Source organism: uncultured Ferrovibrio sp., from assembly GCF_937960835.1.
Taxonomy (GTDB): Bacteria; Pseudomonadota; Alphaproteobacteria; order Ferrovibrionales; family Ferrovibrionaceae; genus Ferrovibrio.
Genome location: NZ_CALGPC010000002.1, coordinates 184,518 through 204,078, shown reverse-complemented (window position 1 = coordinate 204,078; position 19,561 = coordinate 184,518). Strand labels below are relative to the sequence as shown.

The 19,561-nt window shown below is 63.0% G+C and carries 20 protein-coding genes; 14 read left to right on the top strand and 6 right to left on the bottom strand.

Going from position 1 to position 19,561, the window contains the following annotated elements; genetic code table 11:
* Nucleotides 1-15: 15 nt before the first annotated feature.
* A complete protein-coding gene (gene trpE, locus Q0603_RS01855; RefSeq protein WP_298721180.1) occupies nucleotides 16-1,536 on the top strand; it encodes an anthranilate synthase component I in 1,521 nt (506 codons plus the stop codon).
* A 30-nt stretch (nucleotides 1,537-1,566) separates the two neighbouring features.
* Complete coding sequence (locus Q0603_RS01850) at nucleotides 1,567-2,292, top strand: DNA-3-methyladenine glycosylase I (protein WP_298721177.1); 726 nt, start codon at nucleotides 1,567-1,569, stop codon at nucleotides 2,290-2,292.
* Nucleotides 2,293-2,467: 175 nt separating this feature from the next.
* Here the strand turns inward: Q0603_RS01850 and Q0603_RS01845 are convergent, their stop codons facing one another.
* Nucleotides 2,468-3,688, bottom strand: a complete 1,221-nt coding sequence (locus tag Q0603_RS01845) for a divergent polysaccharide deacetylase family protein (protein ID WP_298721174.1) — start codon at nucleotides 3,686-3,688, stop codon at nucleotides 2,468-2,470.
* Nucleotides 3,689-4,055: 367 nt separating this feature from the next.
* On the opposite strand from Q0603_RS01845, the gene Q0603_RS01840 reads away from it, so the two are divergent.
* Complete coding sequence (locus tag Q0603_RS01840) at nucleotides 4,056-4,571, top strand: O-acetyl-ADP-ribose deacetylase (protein WP_298721172.1); 516 nt, start codon at nucleotides 4,056-4,058, stop codon at nucleotides 4,569-4,571.
* Here Q0603_RS01840 and Q0603_RS01835 read toward each other — a convergent pair.
* The gene (locus Q0603_RS01835; protein WP_298721169.1) at nucleotides 4,541-6,847 is read right to left on the bottom strand and encodes a methyl-accepting chemotaxis protein; all 2,307 of its coding nucleotides are present in this window, start codon (nucleotides 6,845-6,847) and stop codon (nucleotides 4,541-4,543) included. The two genes, Q0603_RS01840 and Q0603_RS01835, sit on opposite strands and share 31 nt — an antisense overlap.
* Before the next feature lie 368 nt (nucleotides 6,848-7,215).
* On the opposite strand from Q0603_RS01835, the gene lexA reads away from it, so the two are divergent.
* The 3 genes from lexA to Q0603_RS01820 all read left to right on the top strand — a co-directional run bounded on the left by lexA (nucleotide 7,216) and on the right by Q0603_RS01820 (nucleotide 10,409).
* Nucleotides 7,216-7,950 carry a transcriptional repressor LexA gene (lexA, locus tag Q0603_RS01830; protein ID WP_298721166.1) on the top strand — a complete coding sequence of 245 codons (735 nt, stop codon included), beginning with the start codon at nucleotides 7,216-7,218 and terminating at the stop codon, nucleotides 7,948-7,950.
* 518 nt (nucleotides 7,951-8,468) lie between these two features.
* Nucleotides 8,469-9,872 carry a glutamate--tRNA ligase gene (gene gltX, locus Q0603_RS01825; RefSeq protein WP_298721163.1) on the top strand — a complete coding sequence of 468 codons (1,404 nt, stop codon included), beginning with the start codon at nucleotides 8,469-8,471 and terminating at the stop codon, nucleotides 9,870-9,872.
* Nucleotides 9,873-10,409 carry an alpha/beta fold hydrolase gene (locus Q0603_RS01820; RefSeq protein ID WP_298721160.1) on the top strand — a complete coding sequence of 179 codons (537 nt, stop codon included), beginning with the start codon at nucleotides 9,873-9,875 and terminating at the stop codon, nucleotides 10,407-10,409.
* 23 nt (nucleotides 10,410-10,432) lie between these two features.
* Here Q0603_RS01820 and Q0603_RS01815 read toward each other — a convergent pair whose 3' ends face one another.
* From Q0603_RS01815 to Q0603_RS01800, 4 genes are all read right to left on the bottom strand, one after another.
* A complete protein-coding gene (locus Q0603_RS01815) occupies nucleotides 10,433-11,299 on the bottom strand; it encodes a hypothetical protein (protein ID WP_298721157.1) in 867 nt (288 codons plus the stop codon).
* Nucleotides 11,300-11,457: 158 nt separating this feature from the next.
* Nucleotides 11,458-11,922 (bottom strand): hypothetical protein, encoded by a 465-nt coding sequence (locus Q0603_RS01810; protein ID WP_298721154.1) that lies wholly within the window; start codon nucleotides 11,920-11,922, stop codon nucleotides 11,458-11,460.
* Between the two features lie 14 nt (nucleotides 11,923-11,936).
* The gene (locus tag Q0603_RS01805) at nucleotides 11,937-12,146 is read right to left on the bottom strand and encodes a hypothetical protein (RefSeq protein WP_298721151.1); all 210 of its coding nucleotides are present in this window, start codon (nucleotides 12,144-12,146) and stop codon (nucleotides 11,937-11,939) included.
* A gap of 104 nt (nucleotides 12,147-12,250) precedes the next feature.
* Entirely contained in the window at nucleotides 12,251-12,475 is a 225-nt protein-coding gene (locus tag Q0603_RS01800) for a sulfurtransferase TusA family protein (RefSeq protein WP_298721148.1), read from the bottom strand.
* Between the two features lie 110 nt (nucleotides 12,476-12,585).
* Between Q0603_RS01800 and Q0603_RS01795 the strand changes: the two genes are divergently transcribed.
* The 8 genes from Q0603_RS01795 to Q0603_RS01760 all read left to right on the top strand — a co-directional run bounded on the left by Q0603_RS01795 (nucleotide 12,586) and on the right by Q0603_RS01760 (nucleotide 19,522).
* Nucleotides 12,586-13,692 (top strand): YeeE/YedE family protein, encoded by a 1,107-nt coding sequence (locus Q0603_RS01795; RefSeq protein ID WP_298721145.1) that lies wholly within the window; start codon nucleotides 12,586-12,588, stop codon nucleotides 13,690-13,692.
* 46 nt (nucleotides 13,693-13,738) lie between these two features.
* Nucleotides 13,739-14,482 (top strand): cytochrome c biogenesis protein CcdA, encoded by a 744-nt coding sequence (locus tag Q0603_RS01790; protein WP_298721142.1) that lies wholly within the window; start codon nucleotides 13,739-13,741, stop codon nucleotides 14,480-14,482.
* 117 nt (nucleotides 14,483-14,599) lie between these two features.
* Nucleotides 14,600-16,129: an HWE histidine kinase domain-containing protein gene (locus tag Q0603_RS01785; protein ID WP_298721139.1), complete on the top strand. Its 1,530-nt coding sequence runs from the start codon at nucleotides 14,600-14,602 to the stop codon at nucleotides 16,127-16,129.
* Nucleotides 16,126-16,554, top strand: a complete 429-nt coding sequence (locus Q0603_RS01780; protein ID WP_298721136.1) for a response regulator — start codon at nucleotides 16,126-16,128, stop codon at nucleotides 16,552-16,554. Before Q0603_RS01785 ends, Q0603_RS01780 begins: the two co-directional genes overlap by 4 nt.
* Nucleotides 16,555-16,651: 97 nt before the next feature.
* Nucleotides 16,652-17,359 (top strand): ABC transporter permease, encoded by a 708-nt coding sequence (locus Q0603_RS01775; RefSeq protein ID WP_298721133.1) that lies wholly within the window; start codon nucleotides 16,652-16,654, stop codon nucleotides 17,357-17,359.
* Between the two features lie 9 nt (nucleotides 17,360-17,368).
* On the top strand, nucleotides 17,369-18,103 hold the full coding sequence (locus Q0603_RS01770) for an ATP-binding cassette domain-containing protein (protein WP_298721131.1): 735 nt from the start codon (nucleotides 17,369-17,371) through the stop codon (nucleotides 18,101-18,103).
* 36 nt (nucleotides 18,104-18,139) lie between these two features.
* Complete coding sequence (locus tag Q0603_RS01765) at nucleotides 18,140-18,979, top strand: extracellular solute-binding protein (RefSeq protein WP_298721447.1); 840 nt, start codon at nucleotides 18,140-18,142, stop codon at nucleotides 18,977-18,979.
* Between the two features lie 75 nt (nucleotides 18,980-19,054).
* Entirely contained in the window at nucleotides 19,055-19,522 is a 468-nt protein-coding gene (locus Q0603_RS01760; protein ID WP_298721129.1) for a nuclear transport factor 2 family protein, read from the top strand.
* Nucleotides 19,523-19,561 lie beyond the last annotated feature (39 nt).

Sequence of the window (19,561 nt, the reverse complement as noted above, 5' to 3'; positions counted from 1 at the left end):
CCGCCCGGTAATCGCATGAAGATCACGCCCGATTATGCGACCTTCGCGCAACGCTACATGGCGGGCGAAGCGCAGGTCCTGTCGACTCAGCTGGTGGCCGACCTGGAGACGCCGGTTTCCGCATTTCTGAAACTGGCCGATACCCGCCCCTGGTCTTGCCTGCTGGAATCGATCGAAGGCGGCGCGGTGCGCGGCCGCTATTCGATCATCGGCCTGAAGCCTGATCTGCTCTGGCGCTGCAAGGGCCAGAAGGCCGAGATCAACCGCAACGCCCGTTTCGATCAGGAGAGCTTCGAGCCCTGCAAGGAGCCGACGCTGCAAAGCCTGCGGCAGCTGCTGGCCGAAAGCCATATCGACCTGCCGAATAATCTTCCGCCCATGGCAGCCGGCCTCGTCGGCTTCATGGGCTACGACATGGTGCGGCTGATCGAACCGAAGGTGCCGGACACTAACCCCGATCCGCTTGGGCTGCCGGATGGCCTGTTCATGCGGCCGACCGTGATGGCGATCTTTGATTCCGTGCTGGACATGATCACCGTGGTCACGCCGGTGCGGCCCAAGGCCGGCATGGATGCGCGCTCCGCCTATTCGCTGGCCAGCGAACGCCTGGCCGATATCGTCGCCGATCTCGACCGGCCGCTGGGCGCCGTGCGCGATCAGATCGCCGATCTCGGCGCCCTGCCCGAGCCGCAATCGAACATGTCACCCGAGGACTATATGGAGATGGTCCGCAAGGCGAAGGAATACATCGCCGCCGGCGACATCTTCCAGGTGGTGGTGGGCCAGCGGTTCAGCATCCCCTTCCGCCTGCCGCCGTTTGCGCTGTATCGCGCGCTGCGGCGGACCAACCCCTCGCCCTTCATGTTCTATCTCAATCTCGGCGGCCCCTGCCTCGTCGGCTCGTCGCCCGAGATTCTCGTGCGCCTGCGCGATGAAGTGGTGACCGTGCGCCCCATCGCCGGCACCCGCAAGCGCGGAGCGACGCCGGCAGAAGACCAGTCATTGGCCGAGGATCTGCTGAGCGATCCGAAGGAACTGGCCGAACATCTGATGCTGCTTGATCTCGGGCGCAACGATGTCGGCCGCGTATCGCAGATCGGCACCGTGAAGGTCACCGAGCGCAACATCATCGAGCGCTACAGCCACGTCATGCACATCGTCTCCAATGTCGAGGGCAAGATCCGCCCCGATTTGGACGCGCTGGATGCCCTTTTCGCGGGCTTTCCGGCTGGTACCGTTTCCGGTGCGCCGAAGGTGCGCGCGATGGAGATCATCGACGAGCTGGAGCCGGTGCGGCGCAGCTTCTATGCCGGCGGCGTCGGCTATTTCTCAGCCAACGGCTCGATGGATACCTGCATCACCCTGCGCACGGCCCTGGTGAAGGACGGCACCATGTATGTGCAGGCCGGGGCCGGCATCGTCGCCGACAGCGACCCGATGTCCGAACACATTGAATGCGTCAACAAAGCCAAAGCGCTGATCCGTGCCGCCGAGGAGGCCGAACGTTTCGCCAGCCGCGCCGGGCGAGGTCAGTGACCGGAGGCCATTAACCAGAGGTCACGAGCCATGGCCAGCAGCTTCAAAACCATCTACGCCCGAGCGGCGAAGCGTAAAGGTGGCGAAGCGGCCCTCAGGAAGCTGCTGCCGCCAAAGCCGGACAACAAGAAACTCGCCAGGCTGACCGACGACCGGGTGCTGTCGGAGATGGCCAAGCGCATCTTCTCGGCTGGTTTCGTGTGGAGCGTGATCGAGAACAAGTGGGATGGCTTCGAGGCCGCTTTCCTGAAGTTTGAACCACGCAAGCTGCTGCACAAGCCTGACGAGTTCTGGGAGAAGCTGGCCAGCGACAAGCGCATTGTACGCAACCCGCAAAAGATCCGCAGCGTGCGCGCCAATGCGCAGTTCGTCCTGGATATCGCCGCCGAACATGGAAGCTTCGGCAAGTTCCTCGCCAGCTGGCCTGCTGATGACCAGGTCGGCCTGCTCGATCTGCTGGCCAAGCGCGGCAGCCGCCTCGGCGGCCATACCGGGCAGTATCTGATCCGCTTCCTCGGCCGCGATAGCTGGATCGCCTCGCGCGATGTCATCCTCTGCCTGCGGGATGCCGGGGTGGATATCGCCGAGAACCCGACATCAAAACGTGACCTTCAGAAGATCCAGAACCAGTTCAACATCTGGGCGAAGGAAAGCGGCCTGCCGCTGGTGCATATCTCGCGCATCTGCGCCATGTCCATTGGCGAGAATTACGATGCCGAGACGCTCAAGCACATGATGGGCGGCGAGGAAGATTAGGCCTCTCCTCATCTAAAGACTGCGTCAACCCGGCTTACAATAATGAACTCGTGTAATAATGAACTCGTGGATACCACGCCTGAGGCGTGGCATCTGGGCAGCCAAAATCGCCAACCGCTGTCTGCCGCACCCGGCCTGGCATTGTTGGCGGCATTGGATTGCTGCAACGGATCGATCAGCGTTCCTGCTGCTGGCGCCGCAGCAGAACGGTGCTGACCGGCACGAGGCTGAAGCCCTTCTCTTTGGCACCCGCGATCCACTTCTCCAGCGCATCCAGGGTCGAGGTATGCGGATGCCCGATGGCGATCACGTCGCCGCGCGCACGCGCAATGCGCTCCATCGCCGCAAGCTCGTGCTGAATGCCGGGCGAGCGTTCGTCATCGAGAAACAGATCGCGCTCCGCGGTATCGACACCAGCCTTGCGAGCGATAGCACTGCCGACCGATTTCGGACCGGACAGGCTGTCGAGCCAGAAGATCTGCCGGCGGCTGACCTCTTCCATCACCAACGTCATGCGCGGCGCATCGGCGGTGAAGCGGCTGCCCATATGGTTGTTGATGCCGACATAGCTGTCGAAGCGATCCAGATTCCACTGCAGACGGCGCTTCAGCTCGGCTTCGTCCAGATTGAGCCACAGCGCGTTGGGGCCCGGGTTGTTCCGCTTGGCGTCCAGCGGCTCCATCGGCAGATGCAGCATCACTTCATGGCCGGCCGCACGGGCCGCCGCGCTCTGCTCGGCCAGTTCATGGGCGTAGGACATGAAAGAAATGGTCAGAGGCCCCGCCATCTTGATGGCGCGCGCCGTGTTCTTCCGGTCCAGCCCCGCATCGTCGATGATGATGGCAACGAAGGGCGGCTTCGCGCCTGCGGGCGGAGCGACAGCGCGGGCGCGCCATGCCGGCGCGGATTTGCCGGACGTCGCCGCCTCCAGGGAAGGCGGTGCGACGGGCGCGGCAGCAAGCTGAACGGGAGCGGCTTGAACAGGCTCGACTGGAGCCGCTGGTTTCGCTGCCTCGAGGGGCGGAGGCGACGGCGGCTCGGATTTCGCCTCAACCTTTTCTGCCGGAACCGGTTCCGGCTCGGGCGCCATGGCCGGAGCCGTCATGACAGGCGCTGGTGCAGGTGCAGGTGCCGGCACTGGCGCAAGCATCGGCTGCAACGTCGCAGGCGTGACGGGCCGCCATCCCTGATCTGCTTCCGGCGCGGCCGGGACCGCCGCAGCGAGCGCGGCACTTTGCTGAACCGGATTCTGCTGGATTGAATTTTGCGGCGGCTGCGGCGCGGCTTGCGGCAAGGGCGCGACAGCAGCAACGGCCACGGCCGGCGTCGGCGATGAGCTGCCGACCGCCATTCCCATCACGATGCCGCCTGCCAGCAAGGCCGTGGCCGCAGCCATCAGCGGCCAGTTGGCCGCCAGAAAACCACGCGGCTGAGACGGTGGCATCGGCTGAGACGGTGGCGTCGGCTGAGTCTGCGGGGGCGGCTGGATGCGCTGGGCCGGTGCCGCCTGAGCCTGCACCGCACCATACGCGCTGGCGGCACTCTGCGCCGTCGCAGGACGAGGCGCATTACGCGGCCTGAGATTCAATTTCGGCGGTATAGCGGGCTCGCTCATCTTAACCCGGTTAAACGAACACTCTGACGGCAGCAAGCCGCTTGTCTAAGATCTTGCGTGGATTGTGGTTTTGTTATGGTTAGCGAAACGTAAAACGCGGGGCGCGGAAGCCCTCACGCGAGTCGCCTTGAATGCTAGAATTTTGATTATGATGCAGCGTATCAAGATCGAAATTGGCGATATCACCAAGCTGGCGGTGGATGTGATCGTCAACGCCGCCAATGAAAGCCTGCTCGGCGGCGGCGGTGTCGACGGCGCGATCCATCGCGCGGCCGGTCCGGAGTTATTGGCGGAATGCCGCACCCTCGGCGGCTGTCCCACCGGCGAGGCCAAGATCACCAAGGGCTATCGCCTGCCCGCACGGCATGTCATCCACACAGTGGGACCGGTCTGGCGCGGCGGCGGCAATCGCGAGCCGGAGCTGCTGGCGAGCTGTTACCGCAACAGCCTCCATCTCGCGCGACAGCATGGCTTGGCGACCATCGCCTTTCCGGCGATCTCAACCGGCGTCTATGGCTACCCGCTGGACGCTGCGACCGCGATTGCCGTCCGCGAGGTGCAAGCCTGGCTGGAGGCCGAAGCCCTGCCCGAGATCGTCTACTTCGTCTGCTTCTCGGACCAGGCCGCCGCGGCCTATTCCGCGGCGCTGCGAACCGGTTCCTGATCCAGCTTGAAGAAGGTGATCGAGGCCGCCAGTTCGCGGGCCTGATCGGCCAGCGCCTGGGCCGAGGCGGTCGTCTCTTCCACCAGTGCGCTGTTGTGCTGGGTCATTTCGTCCATCTGCGCCACAGCGTCGTTGATCTCGTCCAGACCTGACGCCTGCTCCTGGCTGGCAATCGAAATCTCCTCGATGATCGCGGCCACGCTTTTCACGGCGTCGACGATCTCGGTCAAGCTGCGGCCGGTTTCGTTCACTAGCTTGGCGCCATCACGCACCTGAGCATTCGACGCAGCAATCAGAGTCTTGATGTCCTTCGAGGCATCGGCCGAACGCTGCGCCAGCGCGCGCACCTCCTGCGCCACCACGGCAAAGCCCTTGCCTGCCTCGCCTGCCCGCGCCGCTTCGACGGAAGCGTTCAGCGCCAGCAGGTTGGTCTGGAAGGCGATCTCGTCGATCAGGCTGACAATATCGACGATCTTGCGCGCGCCCTCTTCGATCTGGCCCATCGCGTTGACGGTGTTCTCCACCACTGCGCCACCGCGCAGGGCGGCCTCGCGCGCCGAACTCGCCAGCAGGTTCGCCTGGCGGGCATTGTCGGCCGTATGCCGCACGGTGGCGGTAATCTCTTCCATCGAGGCCGCCGTGCGCTGCAGGCTGGCTGTCTGGCTTTCGGTGCGCTGTGCCAGATCCCGGCTGCCGCCGGAAATCTCCGCCGCGGCATCGCGCACGGTAGCCGAGGCGGCTGCAAAGCTGCCGACAATCTCGGCCAGTTTTTCGGCCAGGCTGTTTGCATCGCTGGCCAGACGGGCGAAGACGCCGCGATGGCCCTCCGAAATGCGATGCGTCAGATCGCCGTGGGCCAGCGCATTCAGCATCGCGCCCAGATCGCCCAGCGCCTTATCCACCGTCGCCAGCAGTTCGTTGACGCCCACGCCGAGCGTATGCATCACCCCCTGCAGCCTGTCGGCATCGATGCGGCGCGACAGATCGCCTGCGGTCGCGGCATTGACGATCTGGCCGATGGCATCTTCGATCAGCTTTTCCTGCGCCTTCCGCTCGCTCTCGAAGGCTTCGCGGCTGGCCTCCACTTCCTGCTGCAGCCGCTCGTTCTCCTGGCCGCTGGTCTTGAAGACTTCGACCGCTGCCGCCATGGCGCCGATTTCGTCTTGGCGCTTGGCGTCGGAGAGGTCGACCGACCAGTCGCGCTCCGCCAGCCGCCGCATCGCTGCAGTCAGGCGGAGGATCGGCGCCGTGATCTGCGGCCCGATGAAGAAGAACGCAATCGCCGCCGCGATGCCGAGGCAGAGCACGGTGATCGCAACCATTGCGATCTGCGCGGTAGTGGTCTGATCGGCGGCGGTGGCGGCGGTCTCGTCGGCCGCTGCGCTGGCCGCTGCCACCAGAGCCTCCACCTTGCTGGCAAGTTCGGTGGCGGCGTCTCTCGCCTGCGCCAGCGTATTCGCAATGATCGCCGTGCGGCCCAGCGTGCTGCGGCGCACCTGGAACAGGCTCTGCGTTCCGGTGCCGTGGCTCAGCAGCTTCGACGTGACCGCCTGCAGTTCATTGATCTCGAATTGCTTGGCTGCCTTGCTCAGTTCCTCCAGCACCGCCGCGTTCAGTTGTGCAAACTGTGTGGAGAAATTCTCCAGCTCAGGCGCGACCGTTGCCTGCGCTGCAACCGAGATGACGCCCACTGCCTGGTTGACGGCGTTATTGGCCGCAATCAGCGCATTGGCGGCCGCCGCGGTGTCGTCTGTGGTTCCCTGCTGCCGCAGGGCCTGAACTGCGCGATTCAAAGCCGGGCCCATCTGCGCCTGGAAGGCCGCGAAGTCTTCACCAAGCTGATGCTGGATCTCGTTCTGCTGCGCGATGAACCCCAACTTGGCGGTGACGATGCGGTCGATCAGCTTCATCCGGGAGTCGAGGAAGTCGACCGTCTTCTCGATCTCCTCGATCAGGCCGGCCTGCTCGGCATCGGTGGATGCCTTCACGAGTTCCAGCGTCTGTTTCAGACGCTCCTGCTTCTGCGCAAGCGCAGCTGCGGCTTTCTCGCGCGTGGCATCGTCGTCAGCGGCAGCAAGCGCCGGCGCCCAGGCGGTCAGCTCGGCGCTGAGGGATGAAAGGTTCAGCGCGGCGACGACAGCCGGCAGGTTCGTGGTGGTGATGCCGGCATAGGTGTGCTGCACCCGGTTGAAAAACAGACCGCCAACCAGATTGGAAATCAGCGTCAGCGCCGCCAAGGCGCCGACTGCCAGATAAAGCTTCTGCCGGATACCCATTTACCCCTCCCCTTGCAGACTGGTTCGTCCAGCCTGACTGGGCGCTTTGCGCCCGTTGTTATTGGGGGCATCATCGCCCTCCCGCCGGGTCCAGGTAAAGGCTCCCAGGGCGGTTCGCGCCCCGAGAACATGCTAGCATGCAATTCTCGTTGTTAGGCGGCGCAACCTATCTCTGGTAGGTCCGTTTCGTTCACCTTACTACATATTTGACCTAGCCTGTGGAAAAAGACTTGACCCGAATGCAGAACCTCATTAGAACATTCAGCGGGTTTCGTGTTCGTTCTGATGCTGCTGGCACGTGTCCGCCTGTTCTCGACGGGTCATTCAGGGAAAGCAGCGGCATCGGTCCCTGATTGAGGAGGCTAACCATGCTTACCCGTAAGCAGCACGATCTGCTGATGTACATTCACGAGAAGCTGGAAACCACCGGCGTCTCCCCCTCCTTCGAGGAGATGAAGGAGGCCATGAAGCTGAAGTCCAAGTCGGGCATCCATCGCCTGGTGACCGGCCTGGAAGAGCGCGGCTTCATCCGTCGGCTTGCCCACCGCGCCCGCGCGCTGGAAGTGCTGCGCCTGCCGGATTCGGCTGTTCCCATCCGCGGCGGCGCCTCCGGCAATCTGCGCGCTCCTACGCCGCGCAACCGGCTGATGCCGCGTGCCGTGGAAGGCGACGCGCCGATGCAGGGCACCCCGGTCACGGTCAGCCCCTATAACGCCCGCGATATCGTCACCCTCCCCCTCTATGGCCGCATCGCCGCCGGTACGCCCATCGAGGCCCTGCGCGACATGAGCACGCAGATCGACGTGCCGATCGGCCTGCTTGGCAATGGCGAACACTACGCTCTGGAAGTCGCCGGCGATTCGATGGTGGATGCCGGCATCATGGACGGTGACACGGTCATCATTCAGCGCAGCGACAATGCCGATAACGGCGCCATCGTGGTCGCGCTGGTCGACGATCAGGAAGTCACCTTGAAGCGTCTGCGCCGCAAGGGCAATTCGGTGGCGCTGGAAGCCGCGAACCCGGCCTACGAAACCCGCATCTTCGGCCCCGACCGGGTGAAGGTGCAAGGCCGCCTCGTTGGGCTGCTGCGCCGGTACTGATCAAGCGTCCAATCAGGGATCGATGCGGGGCGCGGAAACGTGCCCCGTTTTTCGTTTGCCTGCTTCAGCGGCGCCGGTCGCTTCCTCATTCTGCGCGCCATGGCCGCGCAGCACCTCCAGGGCCGGCGGCCGCAAATTTCTGCCATGGTGACGACCCGCATGCCGCTCTTCCGATCAAGCCACATTCCGGCGCGCTGCGCCATAGATCGAGCGGCCGATGACAACCCGCGCCCAGGGACGCGATAGCGCACCGGCATGACGGCAATCTTCGTGATGGCCTTCGGCTGCTTAAAAAACACAATCAGGAATATCGAGGCCAAAAGGGGACGCGGCGGCCTGCTCGCCCCAGGCCGCCGCCCTGCCCTTGCCCTCGCGGACCATGTTTTTGTTGCCCGCCCCATCCGGCATACCTTGCCGGGCGTTTCCACCGCCAACATCAGGTACAAATCGAGAAGTTGGCTTGCCCTGCCCCCCACCTGTGCTAAAACCGCCGCCTGTATCGTTTTTTGGATCCCGCCATGAAAGTCGTTACTCGTTTCGCGCCTTCGCCGACCGGCTACCTGCATATCGGTGGTGCCCGCACGGCGTTGTTCAACTGGCTGTTTGCACGCCATCACGGCGGCACCTTCCTGCTGCGCATCGAAGATACCGACCGCGAACGCTCCACCCAGGATGCGGTGGACAAGATTTTCGAGGGTCTGAAGTGGCTGGGGATCGACTGGGATGGCGAGCCGGTCTTCCAGTTCGCCCGCATGAAGCGCCATGCCGAGGTGGCCCATAAGATGCTGGCCGAGGGCAAGGCCTATTACTGCTATTGCACGCCGGAAGAGCTGGAAGAGATGCGCGCCAAGGCCAAGGCCGAAGGCAAGCCGATGCGCTATGACGGCCGCTGGCGCGACCGCGACCCCAAGGACGCGCCGGCCGGCGTGAAGCCGGTGGTGCGCTTCAAGGCGCCGCGCGAGGGCGTCACCGTGATCAAGGATCACGTTCAAGGCGACGTGACCTTCCAGAACGAGCAGCTCGACGACCTGATCATCCTGCGCTCGGACGGCACGCCGACTTACAATCTCTCGGTCGTGGTCGACGATCACGATATGGGCGTGACGCATGTGATCCGTGGCGACGATCATCTGACTAACGCCGCGCGCCAGACGCAGCTTTATCTCGCGGCCGGCTTCGAGGTCCCTGAATTTGCGCATATCCCGCTGATTCATGGACCTGATGGCGCCAAGCTGTCGAAGCGCCATGGCGCGCTGGGCACCGAGGCCTATGCCGATATGGGCTATCTGCCGGCGGCGATGCGCAACTATCTGCTGCGGCTGGGCTGGAGCCATGGCGATGACGAGATCATCTCCACCGAGCAGGCCATCGAGTGGTTCGGCCTTGATCATGTCGGCCGCTCGCCCGCCCGCTTCGATTTCGCCAAACTCAACAGCCTGAACGGCCACTATATCCGCAACACGCCGGACGATGAGCTGCTGCAGGCCGCGCTGCCCTTCATCACCAAGCATGCCGGCCGCGCGCCCAGCGAAGCCGAGCAGGCCAAGCTGAAGGCGATCCTTCCGGCCGTGAAGGAGCGCGCGAAAGATCTGAATGAGCTGGCCGAGGCCGTGCTGTTCCTGTTTGCCGCGCGGCCAATCCAGCCGGATGCGGCAGCGCAGAAGCATCTCGACGATGCCGCCAAGGCACGGCTGCGCAAAGTGTCCGAAGCGCTGCAGCCGCTCAACGAATGGACCGCCGCCAGCACGGAAGCCGTGGTGCGCAATCTGGCCGAGACCGAACAGGTCAAATTGGGCCAGCTCGCTCAGCCGCTGCGCGCCGCGTTGACGGGACGGACCGTGTCCCCGCCGATCTTCGACGTGCTTGCCGTTCTTGGCCGTGATGAAACGCTGGCGCGCCTTGCCGATGCTGCCGGAGCGTGAATGAAGCCTCCGGTCCTGATCATTCCAGGCCTCGGCAATTCAGGTCCGCAGCACTGGCAAAGCATCTGGCAAGCGCGCAATCCGGATTTCATCCGCATCGAGCAGGCAGATTGGGATCAGCCCGATTTCACTGACTGGCTGGCACGACTGGATGCAGCGATTGCCGCGGCCGCCAAGCCTCCTGTCTTAGTCGCGCATAGCCTCTCATGTTCGCTGGTCGCGCATTGGATGGCGCGTTATGAGCGTCTGGTGAAAGCCGCATTGCTGGTTGCGCCGGCCGACGTGGATTCCGACACGCATACGCCGCCGGAAACCCGCTGCTTTCGCCCCATGCCGCTGGTGGGCTTCTCCTGCCCCGCTATCGTCGTGGCCAGCAGCAATGATCCTTATGTCGACCTGCCGCGCGCCCGTGAATTCGCCACCGCCTGGGGCGCGCGGTTTGTTGAGGTGGGTGCACATGGGCATATCAATACAGCGTCCAATCTCGGCGACTGGCCGCTGGGCTGGCAATTGCTGGAAGAGTTGTGCGCCGGATGAGCGGCGCAAGGCAGTCAGCTTTGCTATGAGGCGCGGTACCGCGCCAGCGCCGACTGATCCGCCATGAACTTCTGCAGCTTCTCGACAGCAGGCCGCGGCATCGGATCCTGTCCGCTCAGCATCAATGTCAGCGCCACACGGCTGACGCCGATCCGGGCCGCCAGTTGATCCAGCGAGATCGCCGCCGACTTGCAGGCCTGGGATACCGCCACGATGGAGCCCTTCTCCACATAGAAGCGGCCCCACTGCTCCCTGACATTGATCTTGGACGGCAGCGGCGGAAGTTTGGGCGTCGCCAGCGGCCGCGGGACCGAAACTGCCTCCGGTGCGACCAGCGGCGGCGGCGCACTTGGCGTCGCGGAAAGACGCGGTGGCGGCGGCGCGGGCTGGAATTCGTCGAGCTTCGGCGCGTTCTCGATATTCTGTTCGAGCAGCTTGCGCACCGCCTCGACCAGTTCCTCGTTCAGCGGCGTCAGGTCGTGTTCCTCGCCGAAGCGGTCGTAATACTGCGCAATCTCGCTCAGGCGATCGAGACGGCGCATAAGGAATTCACGCGCACCCAGCGGCAGACGCCGGCCCGAGCGCGAAATGTTGATCAGATAGATGCGCGTCGTGTCGAGTTCGAGGATGGTGATCTTCCAGCGGATCTTCGACAGATGCTTGCGCAGCGGCTGCTGCTTTGACTCTTCGAATTCCGGAATGCGGCCATCGACGAGGTCGACGAAGACGTAGAAATGCTCGATCTTTTCGACAAAGCGCTTGTAGTCGGCGAAATGGCCGCTGAGATTTTTCTGGTTCTGGCAAAAAGCAAGCAGCTCCCGGCTCTGGTTTTCCACCACGCCGACGAGTTTCAGGGTTTCCTGAACGACTGGTTTTAGCACCTGGTTCACCGCGCCGGTTCTCCGGTTTGGGGGTGTCATGCCTGCCAAGGCACCGCCTTTCAGCGGTACTCCATGTGATATTTTTGCCAGAAAAGGTTGCACCCGGCAACCCAACAAAACGTACGTAGACGTACGACGTTTTGCGGTAGCTAGACGAGAAATCCTTATTAACTGTTTGTTTCCGCTACTGATTGTTCAGGAATACTGTGCGGCGCACAATATAGTCCGGCATCCCTCAAGCTGTGACAGAAATGAGTTACATCAGTCTGCTCGTGGAAGCTGCCCAGTAGCAGCCGCACGACTTTGCCCCGCTGCGGCCCCAGGTCGATCTCGACGTAGCGCCGGGGCTGATCCTTCACGACGGGGAAACGCTGCGCATATGAAGGCCAAGCGGCTTCGGCCTCTGCCTGATTCTTGTAGCTCGCCACATGTCCTGCATATTTCGGCGCAGGCGGTGGCGGCGGAGCCGCCGTCACGGGTGGTTCTTCAGGCGGCTGCGGCGGTGCCGCGACAGTCGGCATCAACGGCGGTGGCTCTGCGGCAGGCGGCGCCGCACAACCGGCGACGGCAATCAGCGCAAGGCAAAAAACAGCTTGTCCCACGCGGGCCGAATGAAATTTCGGACTGCGCAATGACGCCGTAATCCTCACTTCTCGACCAGCTTGAACAGATTGCGGTCCAGCAGCGCGTTGACCGATACGGTTTTCGTGCTGCTGTTGTCGCGATCATTGACCAACTGCACATGCGGCACGTCTTCGCCCGGAAAGTTGATCACCCGAACCACGCGCCAATAGAAGCCATGGCGCTGCTCGAAGCGCTGGCCGGGAACGATATCGTCGACGGTGAACTTCGCCATCGTAAAACACCACTGAATCGCTAGATTTTAACCGTAGCGCATTCGCTTTGCTGCGCCAACCCCGGGGGCTCTTCCACCGCTCTTAAACGGAGCCAAAAGTTCTCTTACGCCGCGTGCTGGATCTTGAAGACGAAAACGCCGTCCTGCTCGGACGACGACAGCAGGGCAAATCCTGACGCCTCGCACAAAGCAGCGATGTCGCGCGGAGTATTGGGATCGGTTGCTTCCACCGTGAGCACCTCTCCCTTCGGTACCGCCTTCATGGCCTTTTTCGTCCGAAGAACCGGCAAGGGGCAGTTGAGCCCCTTCACATCCAATACGTGGCTCATGAAAGCATGACCTATTTCACAAGATTAGCGGTTGAAAGATATAATACTTCACTTATCAAATGTAAATAATATAATGACTTCAAATACTTTCGTCCGCCGGAGAAGCCGCCATGGGCACCGCCCTGCCCCTTCCTTACCTTGTTAATACCGCCGGTTTGGTACTGGGCGTCATCTTCGGGGCCACAGTTCAGCGCAGCAATTTCTGCACGATGGGCGCCATCAGCGACATGGTCCTGATGGGCGACACCAACCGCCTGCGCAGCTGGGCGCTGGCCATCGCCGTGGCCATGCTGGGCAGCCAGTTGCTGCATCTCGCCGGCCTCGTCGACCTCAATCAGTCGATCTATGCGGCCGCCAATCTGGGACTGGTCGGTGCCATCCTCGGCGGCGTGATGTTCGGCTTCGGCATGGTTCTGGCCGGCGGCTGCGGCAGCCGCACCCTCGTCCGCCTGGGCGCGGGAAATCTGAAATCCCTGATCGTCGTGCTGATGATCGGCATTGCCGGCTACACCACGCTGCGCGGCCTGATCGGCCCGGTGCGGCTGTGGCTGGAAAGCTGGACGGCGGTCAATCTCAAAACGCTCGGCTTTTCCAGCCAGACTCTGCCCGATCTGATCGGCGCGGGCTTCGGCCTGAATGCAGAGAGCCTGCGCTGGCCAATTGCCCTGTTGCTGCCCGCGCTCCTGCTGATCTGGGTGTTTCGCGATGCCCGATTCCGGCACCAGCCGGTGCTGATTTCTGCAGGCATCGTCATCGGCGCGATCATCGTCGGCGGCTGGGCAGCAACCGGCATTCTCGGCGCCGATGACTTCGAGCCGGCACCGCTGATCTCTTTTACTTTCGTCGCGCCCATCGGCAGCGCGCTGCAATACGTGATGACCTTCACCGGCGCGCGTCTGGATTTCGCCGTCAGCACCGTGGCCGGCGTGATACTCGGCGCTTTCCTGATGGCCAAAATGAATGGCAGCTTCCGCGTCGAAAGCTTCGCCAACGCTCAGGATATGATCTCGCACATCATCGGCGGCATTCTGATGGGCATCGGCGGCGTGATCGCGCTGGGCTGCACCATCGGCCAGGGCCTCACCGGTGTCAGTACGCTGGCTTTGGGCAGCTTTGTCGCACTTGGCGGTATCGTGATTGGCGGCATTCTGGGGGTCCGCTATCTTGAGGAAGGCAGCTTGCCAGGTGCCTTCCGCGCATTATTCGCTCGCGGCTGACGCAATCCGGCCTGGCTGAACAGGATGCCGGGAGATTAACCGACCAATGGGTGGACTTGATATTTCCTACGCCGCCGCCGCCGGCGCCGGCGTGATCAGCTTCCTGAGCCCCTGCGTCCTGCCGCTGGTGCCGGCTTATCTGTGCTTCGTGGCCGGGACCACGCTCGACCGCCTGGTCGGCAAAGAGCAGATCGACAAGGCCATGATGCGCCGGGTGTTTATCTCCGCTCTCGCTTTTGTGATCGGCTTTTCCACCGTCTTCGTGCTCATGGGCGCGTCGGCTTCGGCGCTGAACAGGCTGATCGTCCAGAATATCGACGTCATCGGCAAGATCGCCGGTGCCGTGATCGTGATCTTCGGCCTGCATTACATGGGCCTGCTGAAGATCGGATTGCTGTATCGCGAGGCACGTTTCAACACTGCCGAACGTCCGACCAACGTGCTCGGCGCCTATGTGATCGGCCTTGCCTTCGCCTTCGGCTGGACGCCTTGCGTCGGCCCCATTCTCGCGACCATCCTCACCGTGGCCGCCAGCCGCGATCAGCTCGGCTATGGCGTGTCGCTGCTTGCGACTTACGCGCTGGGCCTGGGCATCCCCTTCCTGCTGGCCGCCCTGGCGGTGAAGCCGTTCATGACCTTCATGCAGAAATTCAGGCGCCACCTGCACAAGGTGGAGATCGTCGCCGGCGCGCTTCTGGTGGTTACAGGCATCCTGATCTTCACCAACAGCCTGGGCCAATTCAGCTACTATCTCCTTGAAATCTTTCCCTGGTTAGCCAATTTCGGCTAACAATCCGCACCCGAAGGTTGCTTTTCTCCTCGCTGAGACCCCCAAAAAATGGTTATCTATCTGCATTCCCTGATGGAATGGGGTAATTGGGGATAAGTGCAGTCAGCCGGCAGGCGAATGAGCACCGATCGTTTCGATGACATAAAAACGGGGGTGAATACCGCCGGCGCGTTGACGATCGATTTCCGCGCCGTGTTCGACCACCTTCCGACACCGCATCTGCTGATGGACGCCAATCTCGAGATCGTCGAGATGAACCGTGCCTATCTGCAGGCGTCGATGCGCAACCGTGAGGACCTCATCGGCCTCAACGTCGTGGCGGCCTTCCCGATCGACGATGAAAGCCGCGAGCGTTTGTATGAATCGCTGATGCGCACCCGCGAATACGGTGTGGTGGATGTCATCACCTTGCCGCCGCATGCAAGCCCTCGCCCCGCCGCAATCGGCGGCGGCTTCGAGCATCGCTACTGGAGCTACGTTCATACGCCGATCCGCAACAGCCAGGGCGAAATCGCCTTCATCCTGCAGCAGATCCAGGATGTGACCGACTTTCAGCGGCTGAAAGACGCGACTTTCGGCAGCCCGGTGTCCATCGAGCCGCTGATGCTGGGCGGCGATCTTCTGCTGCGCGCTGAAGCAGTTCAGGCGGTCAACCAAACCCTGCTGGCCGAACACAGCCATCTGCGGCGCCTGTTCATGCAGGCGCCCGGCATCATGTGCGTGCTGAGCGGCCCGGATCTCGTCTTCGAACTGGTCAACAACGCCTGTCTGGAAGCGATCGGCTATCGCGACGTGATCGGCCTGCCGATCCGCGAGGCGCTGCCCGAGATCATCGACCAGGGCCATGTGAGCCTGCTTGAGACGGTGATGACGACCGGGCAGCCCTTCGTCGGCCAGGGCATGCGGATCGCACTGCAGCGTAAGCCTGACGAGCCGCCGGAGGAACGCTATTTCGATCTGGTCTATCAGCCGATCACGGGATCGGACGGCTCGGTCTCGGGCATCTTTGTCGCCGGCGTGGATATCACCGACCGCATCCTGGCGCAGGAACAGCAGCGCCTGCTGATGGATGAACTGAACCACCGGGTGAAGAACACTCTGGCGACGGTGCAGGCCATCGTCACCCAGACCCTGCGCAGCGGCGTTTCGCCGGAGCAGTTCGCCGAAACCTTCCAGGCGCGGCTGATGGCGCTGTCGCGCACCCATAACGCCCTCACCCGCGGCCAGTGGCAGGGCGCCGAACTGCGCGAGATATTGCGCGAAGAGGTCCGGCCCTACGGCGAAAGCCGCATCGAATTGCGCGGCCCGCCGGTGCGCCTGCCGCCGCGCGCCGCCCTGTCATTGGGCATGATCTTCCACGAACTGGCGGTGAACGCAGCGAAATACGGCGCTCTGTCCACCGCACAGGGACGGCTCAAGGTGACATGGCAGGACGAATTCCCCAGCGACGGAAACGTCCGCCTCAATATCGAGTGGCGGGAAGAAAACGGCCCGCCCGTCGCTCAGCCGCCGCAACGCAAAGGCTTCGGCTCCCGGCTGATCGAGCGGAGCATTACCGGCGAATTGAATGGCGAATTGTCAATGGAGTATGGTGAGAGCGGCTTGGTCTGCCGGTTCTCGATCTCGCTGTGGGGGCATAGTGCATGACGGAAGGTAGCGATCTCTCGCTGGCGGGAACCAGGGTTCTGATCCTGGAGGACGAGCCACTGGTCTCCATGCTGCTGGAAGGCCTGATGGAGGATTTCGGCTGCGTGGTCTTTGGTCCTTTCCTGCGGATCGCGCCGGCCATCGAATTCATCCGCGAACGGCATCAGGAAATCGACGTCGCCATACTGGACGTGAATGTCGGCGGCGAACGCAGCTTTGCCGTGGCTGATCTGCTGCACGAACTGGGTGTGCCCTTCGTCTTTGCCAGCGGCTATGACGAAGCCGGCATCGCCGAGCGGTGGCGTATGTGGCCCAACCTGGGCAAGCTGTTCTATGAAGCAGAACTGAAGACCACCTTGAGCCAGGTGATTGCCGCCGACCAGCGCAAGCGGCAACCGATGGCGCAGTCCGACCTGACGAACTGACCAACTTTCGCAACAAAAGTTTTTGTAGCAAAAACTGCATTTGAAAATAATCACTTAGCCTTTGCCACACGCCCCGCTTCTGAGGTAAGCCGAAGGCGTGACGACGATTTCCGATGCATTTTTACTAGCGCTGCAGATGATGTGGCAGGGCAATGCCGAGCTGCTCAGCATCATAGGCCTGTCGCTGCGTGTCAGCCTTACCGCGGTCGTGATCGGCAGCACCATCGGCCTCCCGCTCGGGGCCTTTCTGGCGCTCGCGCGGTTTCCCGGACGCAATGCCTTCATCGTGCTGCTCAACGCCAGCATGGGCTTACCGCCCGTCGTGGTCGGTTTGATTGTCTACCTGCTGCTGTCGCGCTCCGGCCCGCTCGGCCCGCTGAGCTGGCTGTTCACGCCGATGGGCATGATTGTTGCCCAGGTGGTGCTGATCACGCCGATTGTCGGCGCACTGGCCCGCCAGACCGTCGCCGATCTGTGGACGGAATATGAAGAGCAGTTGCGCTCTCTTGGCCTCACGCCGCTGAGGGCCATCGCCACCCTGCTGTGGGATGGCCGCTTCAGCCTGAGCACCGCAGTGCTGGCCGGCTTCGGCCGCGCGATTGCCGAGGTCGGCGCCATCATCATCGTCGGCGGCAATATCGCGGGCTACACCCGCACCATGACGACGGCGATCTCGCTGGAGACAAGCCGCGGCGATCTCGCGCTGGCGATGGCGCTCGGCATCGTGCTGCTGACCATTGCCATCGCAATCAATACCGGCGCCAGCCTGCTGAACAGCTTCACCCGGAAGACGCAGGGCGCGTGAGTGACAGCCATGCATGCTCCCGCGCCATTGCTGCCGCTGCTGCTGGAAGAAGTTTCCTTCCAGGCTGGCGGCCAGCGCCTGATCGATGGCGTAACGCTCCGGCTTGAAGCCGGGCCGCCCACCGTCATCCTCGGCCCCAACGGCGCCGGCAAGAGCCTGCTGCTGCGGCTGTGCCATGGCTTGCTGCAGCCTTCCAGCGGCCGGGTCGCATGGCTGGGCCCTGCCGCGCAGCAGCGCGACACTCTGCGCTTCGGCCAGGCGATGGTGTTTCAGAAGCCGGTCCTGCTGCGCCGTTCGGTGCTGGATAACGTGATCTTTCCCCTGAAGCTGCGCGGCATGAACAGGCATGCGCGGGCCGAGCGCGCGCAGGCGGCCCTGGACCGCGTGGGCCTTGCCGCGCTGGCGGAACGCCCGGCCCGGGTGCTGTCGGGCGGCGAGCAGCAGCGTCTGGCGCTGGCGCGGGCCTGGGCGCTTAATCCGCAGATCCTGTTCCTCGACGAGCCCACTGCCAATCTCGATCCCGCGGCAACCCGTCAGGTGGAGCAGATCATCAAAGGCTTCGTCCGCGACGGGACCAAGATCGTCATGACCACCCATGATCTGGGGCAGGCCAAGCGGCTGGCGAGCGATATCGTCTTCCTGCATCGCGGCCGCATTACCGAGCGGACCCCGGCCGACATCTTTTTCACCGCGCCGCGCAGCGACGAGGCCGGCGCTTTCCTCAATGGCGATTTGACCTGGTAACAGTTTGAACCCGGTGACACAGGAGAACCGACGATGATGCTCAATCACAAATCCCTGCTTGGCGGTGCTGTCGCCGCGATGCTGGTGCTGTCGGCTACAATGGCCTCTGCGCAGCAGAAATTCATCGTGATCGCCAGCACCACCTCGACCGAGCAATCGGGCCTGTTCGGCCATATCCTGCCGCGGTTCACCCAAAAGACCGGCGTCGAGGTCCGCGTCGTGGCGCAGGGCACCGGCCAGGCCTTGAAGACCGGTGAGAACGGCGATGCTGACGTGGTTTTCGTGCACGATCCCGCCGCCGAGAAGAAATTCGTCGAAGCCGGCCATGGCGTGGAACACCGTCAGGTGATGTACAACGATTTCGTCATCGTCGGCCCGAAGGGCGATCCAGCCAAGATCGGCGGCAGCAAGGATGTTGTCGACGCTTATAAGAAGATCGCGGCGGCCAAGGCCCCCTTCGCCTCGCGCGGCGATAATTCCGGCACGCATGCGGCCGAGCTGCGGCTGTGGAAGGCCGCCGGCGTCGACGTGAAGACGGCTGGCGCGGGCTGGTATCGCGAAACCGGATCGGGCATGGGACCGACGCTGAATACCGCCAGCGGCATGAACGCCTATGCCCTCACCGATCGCGGCACTTGGCTGAACTTCAAGAATCGCGGCGAACTCACCATCCTGGTCGAAGGCGATCAGCGGCTGTTCAATCAGTATGGCGTCATGCTGGTCAATCCGCAGAAGCATCCGCATGTGAAGGTCGCGGAAGGCCGGGCCTTCATTGACTGGATCACCTCCAAGGAGGGCCAGGACGCCATCGCCGCCTACAAGATCAACGGCGAGCAGCTTTTCTTCCCCAATTACAAGCCCGGCAGCGGCAGCTAATCTCTAGCTGGCTATCCGCCGAGATTTACCCAAGGCTCCTCCCGCGCTAGCATCGGCAAAAACGGGAGGAGCCTTTTGACTATCGACGCCATGCTGCGCGCTTTCGCCAGCGCCGTAGAAAACCGCGACGGCGAAGCCTTTGCGCAACTCTTCACCGAAGACGCCGTCTACCACGATGTCTTCTACGGAGCCTTCGAAGGCCGCGCTAAGATCGCCGAACTGGTGAATGACTGGTTCTACCGCACGGCGGAGGATTTCCGCTGGCATCTGCACGATCCGGTCAGCGACGGGCGCATCCTCTATGCCCGTTACACATTCAGCTACCGCTCGCTGCTGCCGGAAGCCAAGGGCAAGCGCGTGATGTTCGAGGGCGTTGCGATCTACACCCTGCGGGACGGGCTGATTGCCGAATACCGGGAAGTGGCGAATGCCGGCCCTGCCCTGGTCGATCTGGGCTTTGCGCCGGAACGCGTCGCCAAGATTTTGGCCCGCGAGGGCGCAGAACTGAAGGCCCGTCCCGAAAGCAAGCCGCACCTGGACTAGTGCAGGAATAGCCAGGGCCGTCGCAATCGGCTATAGCGG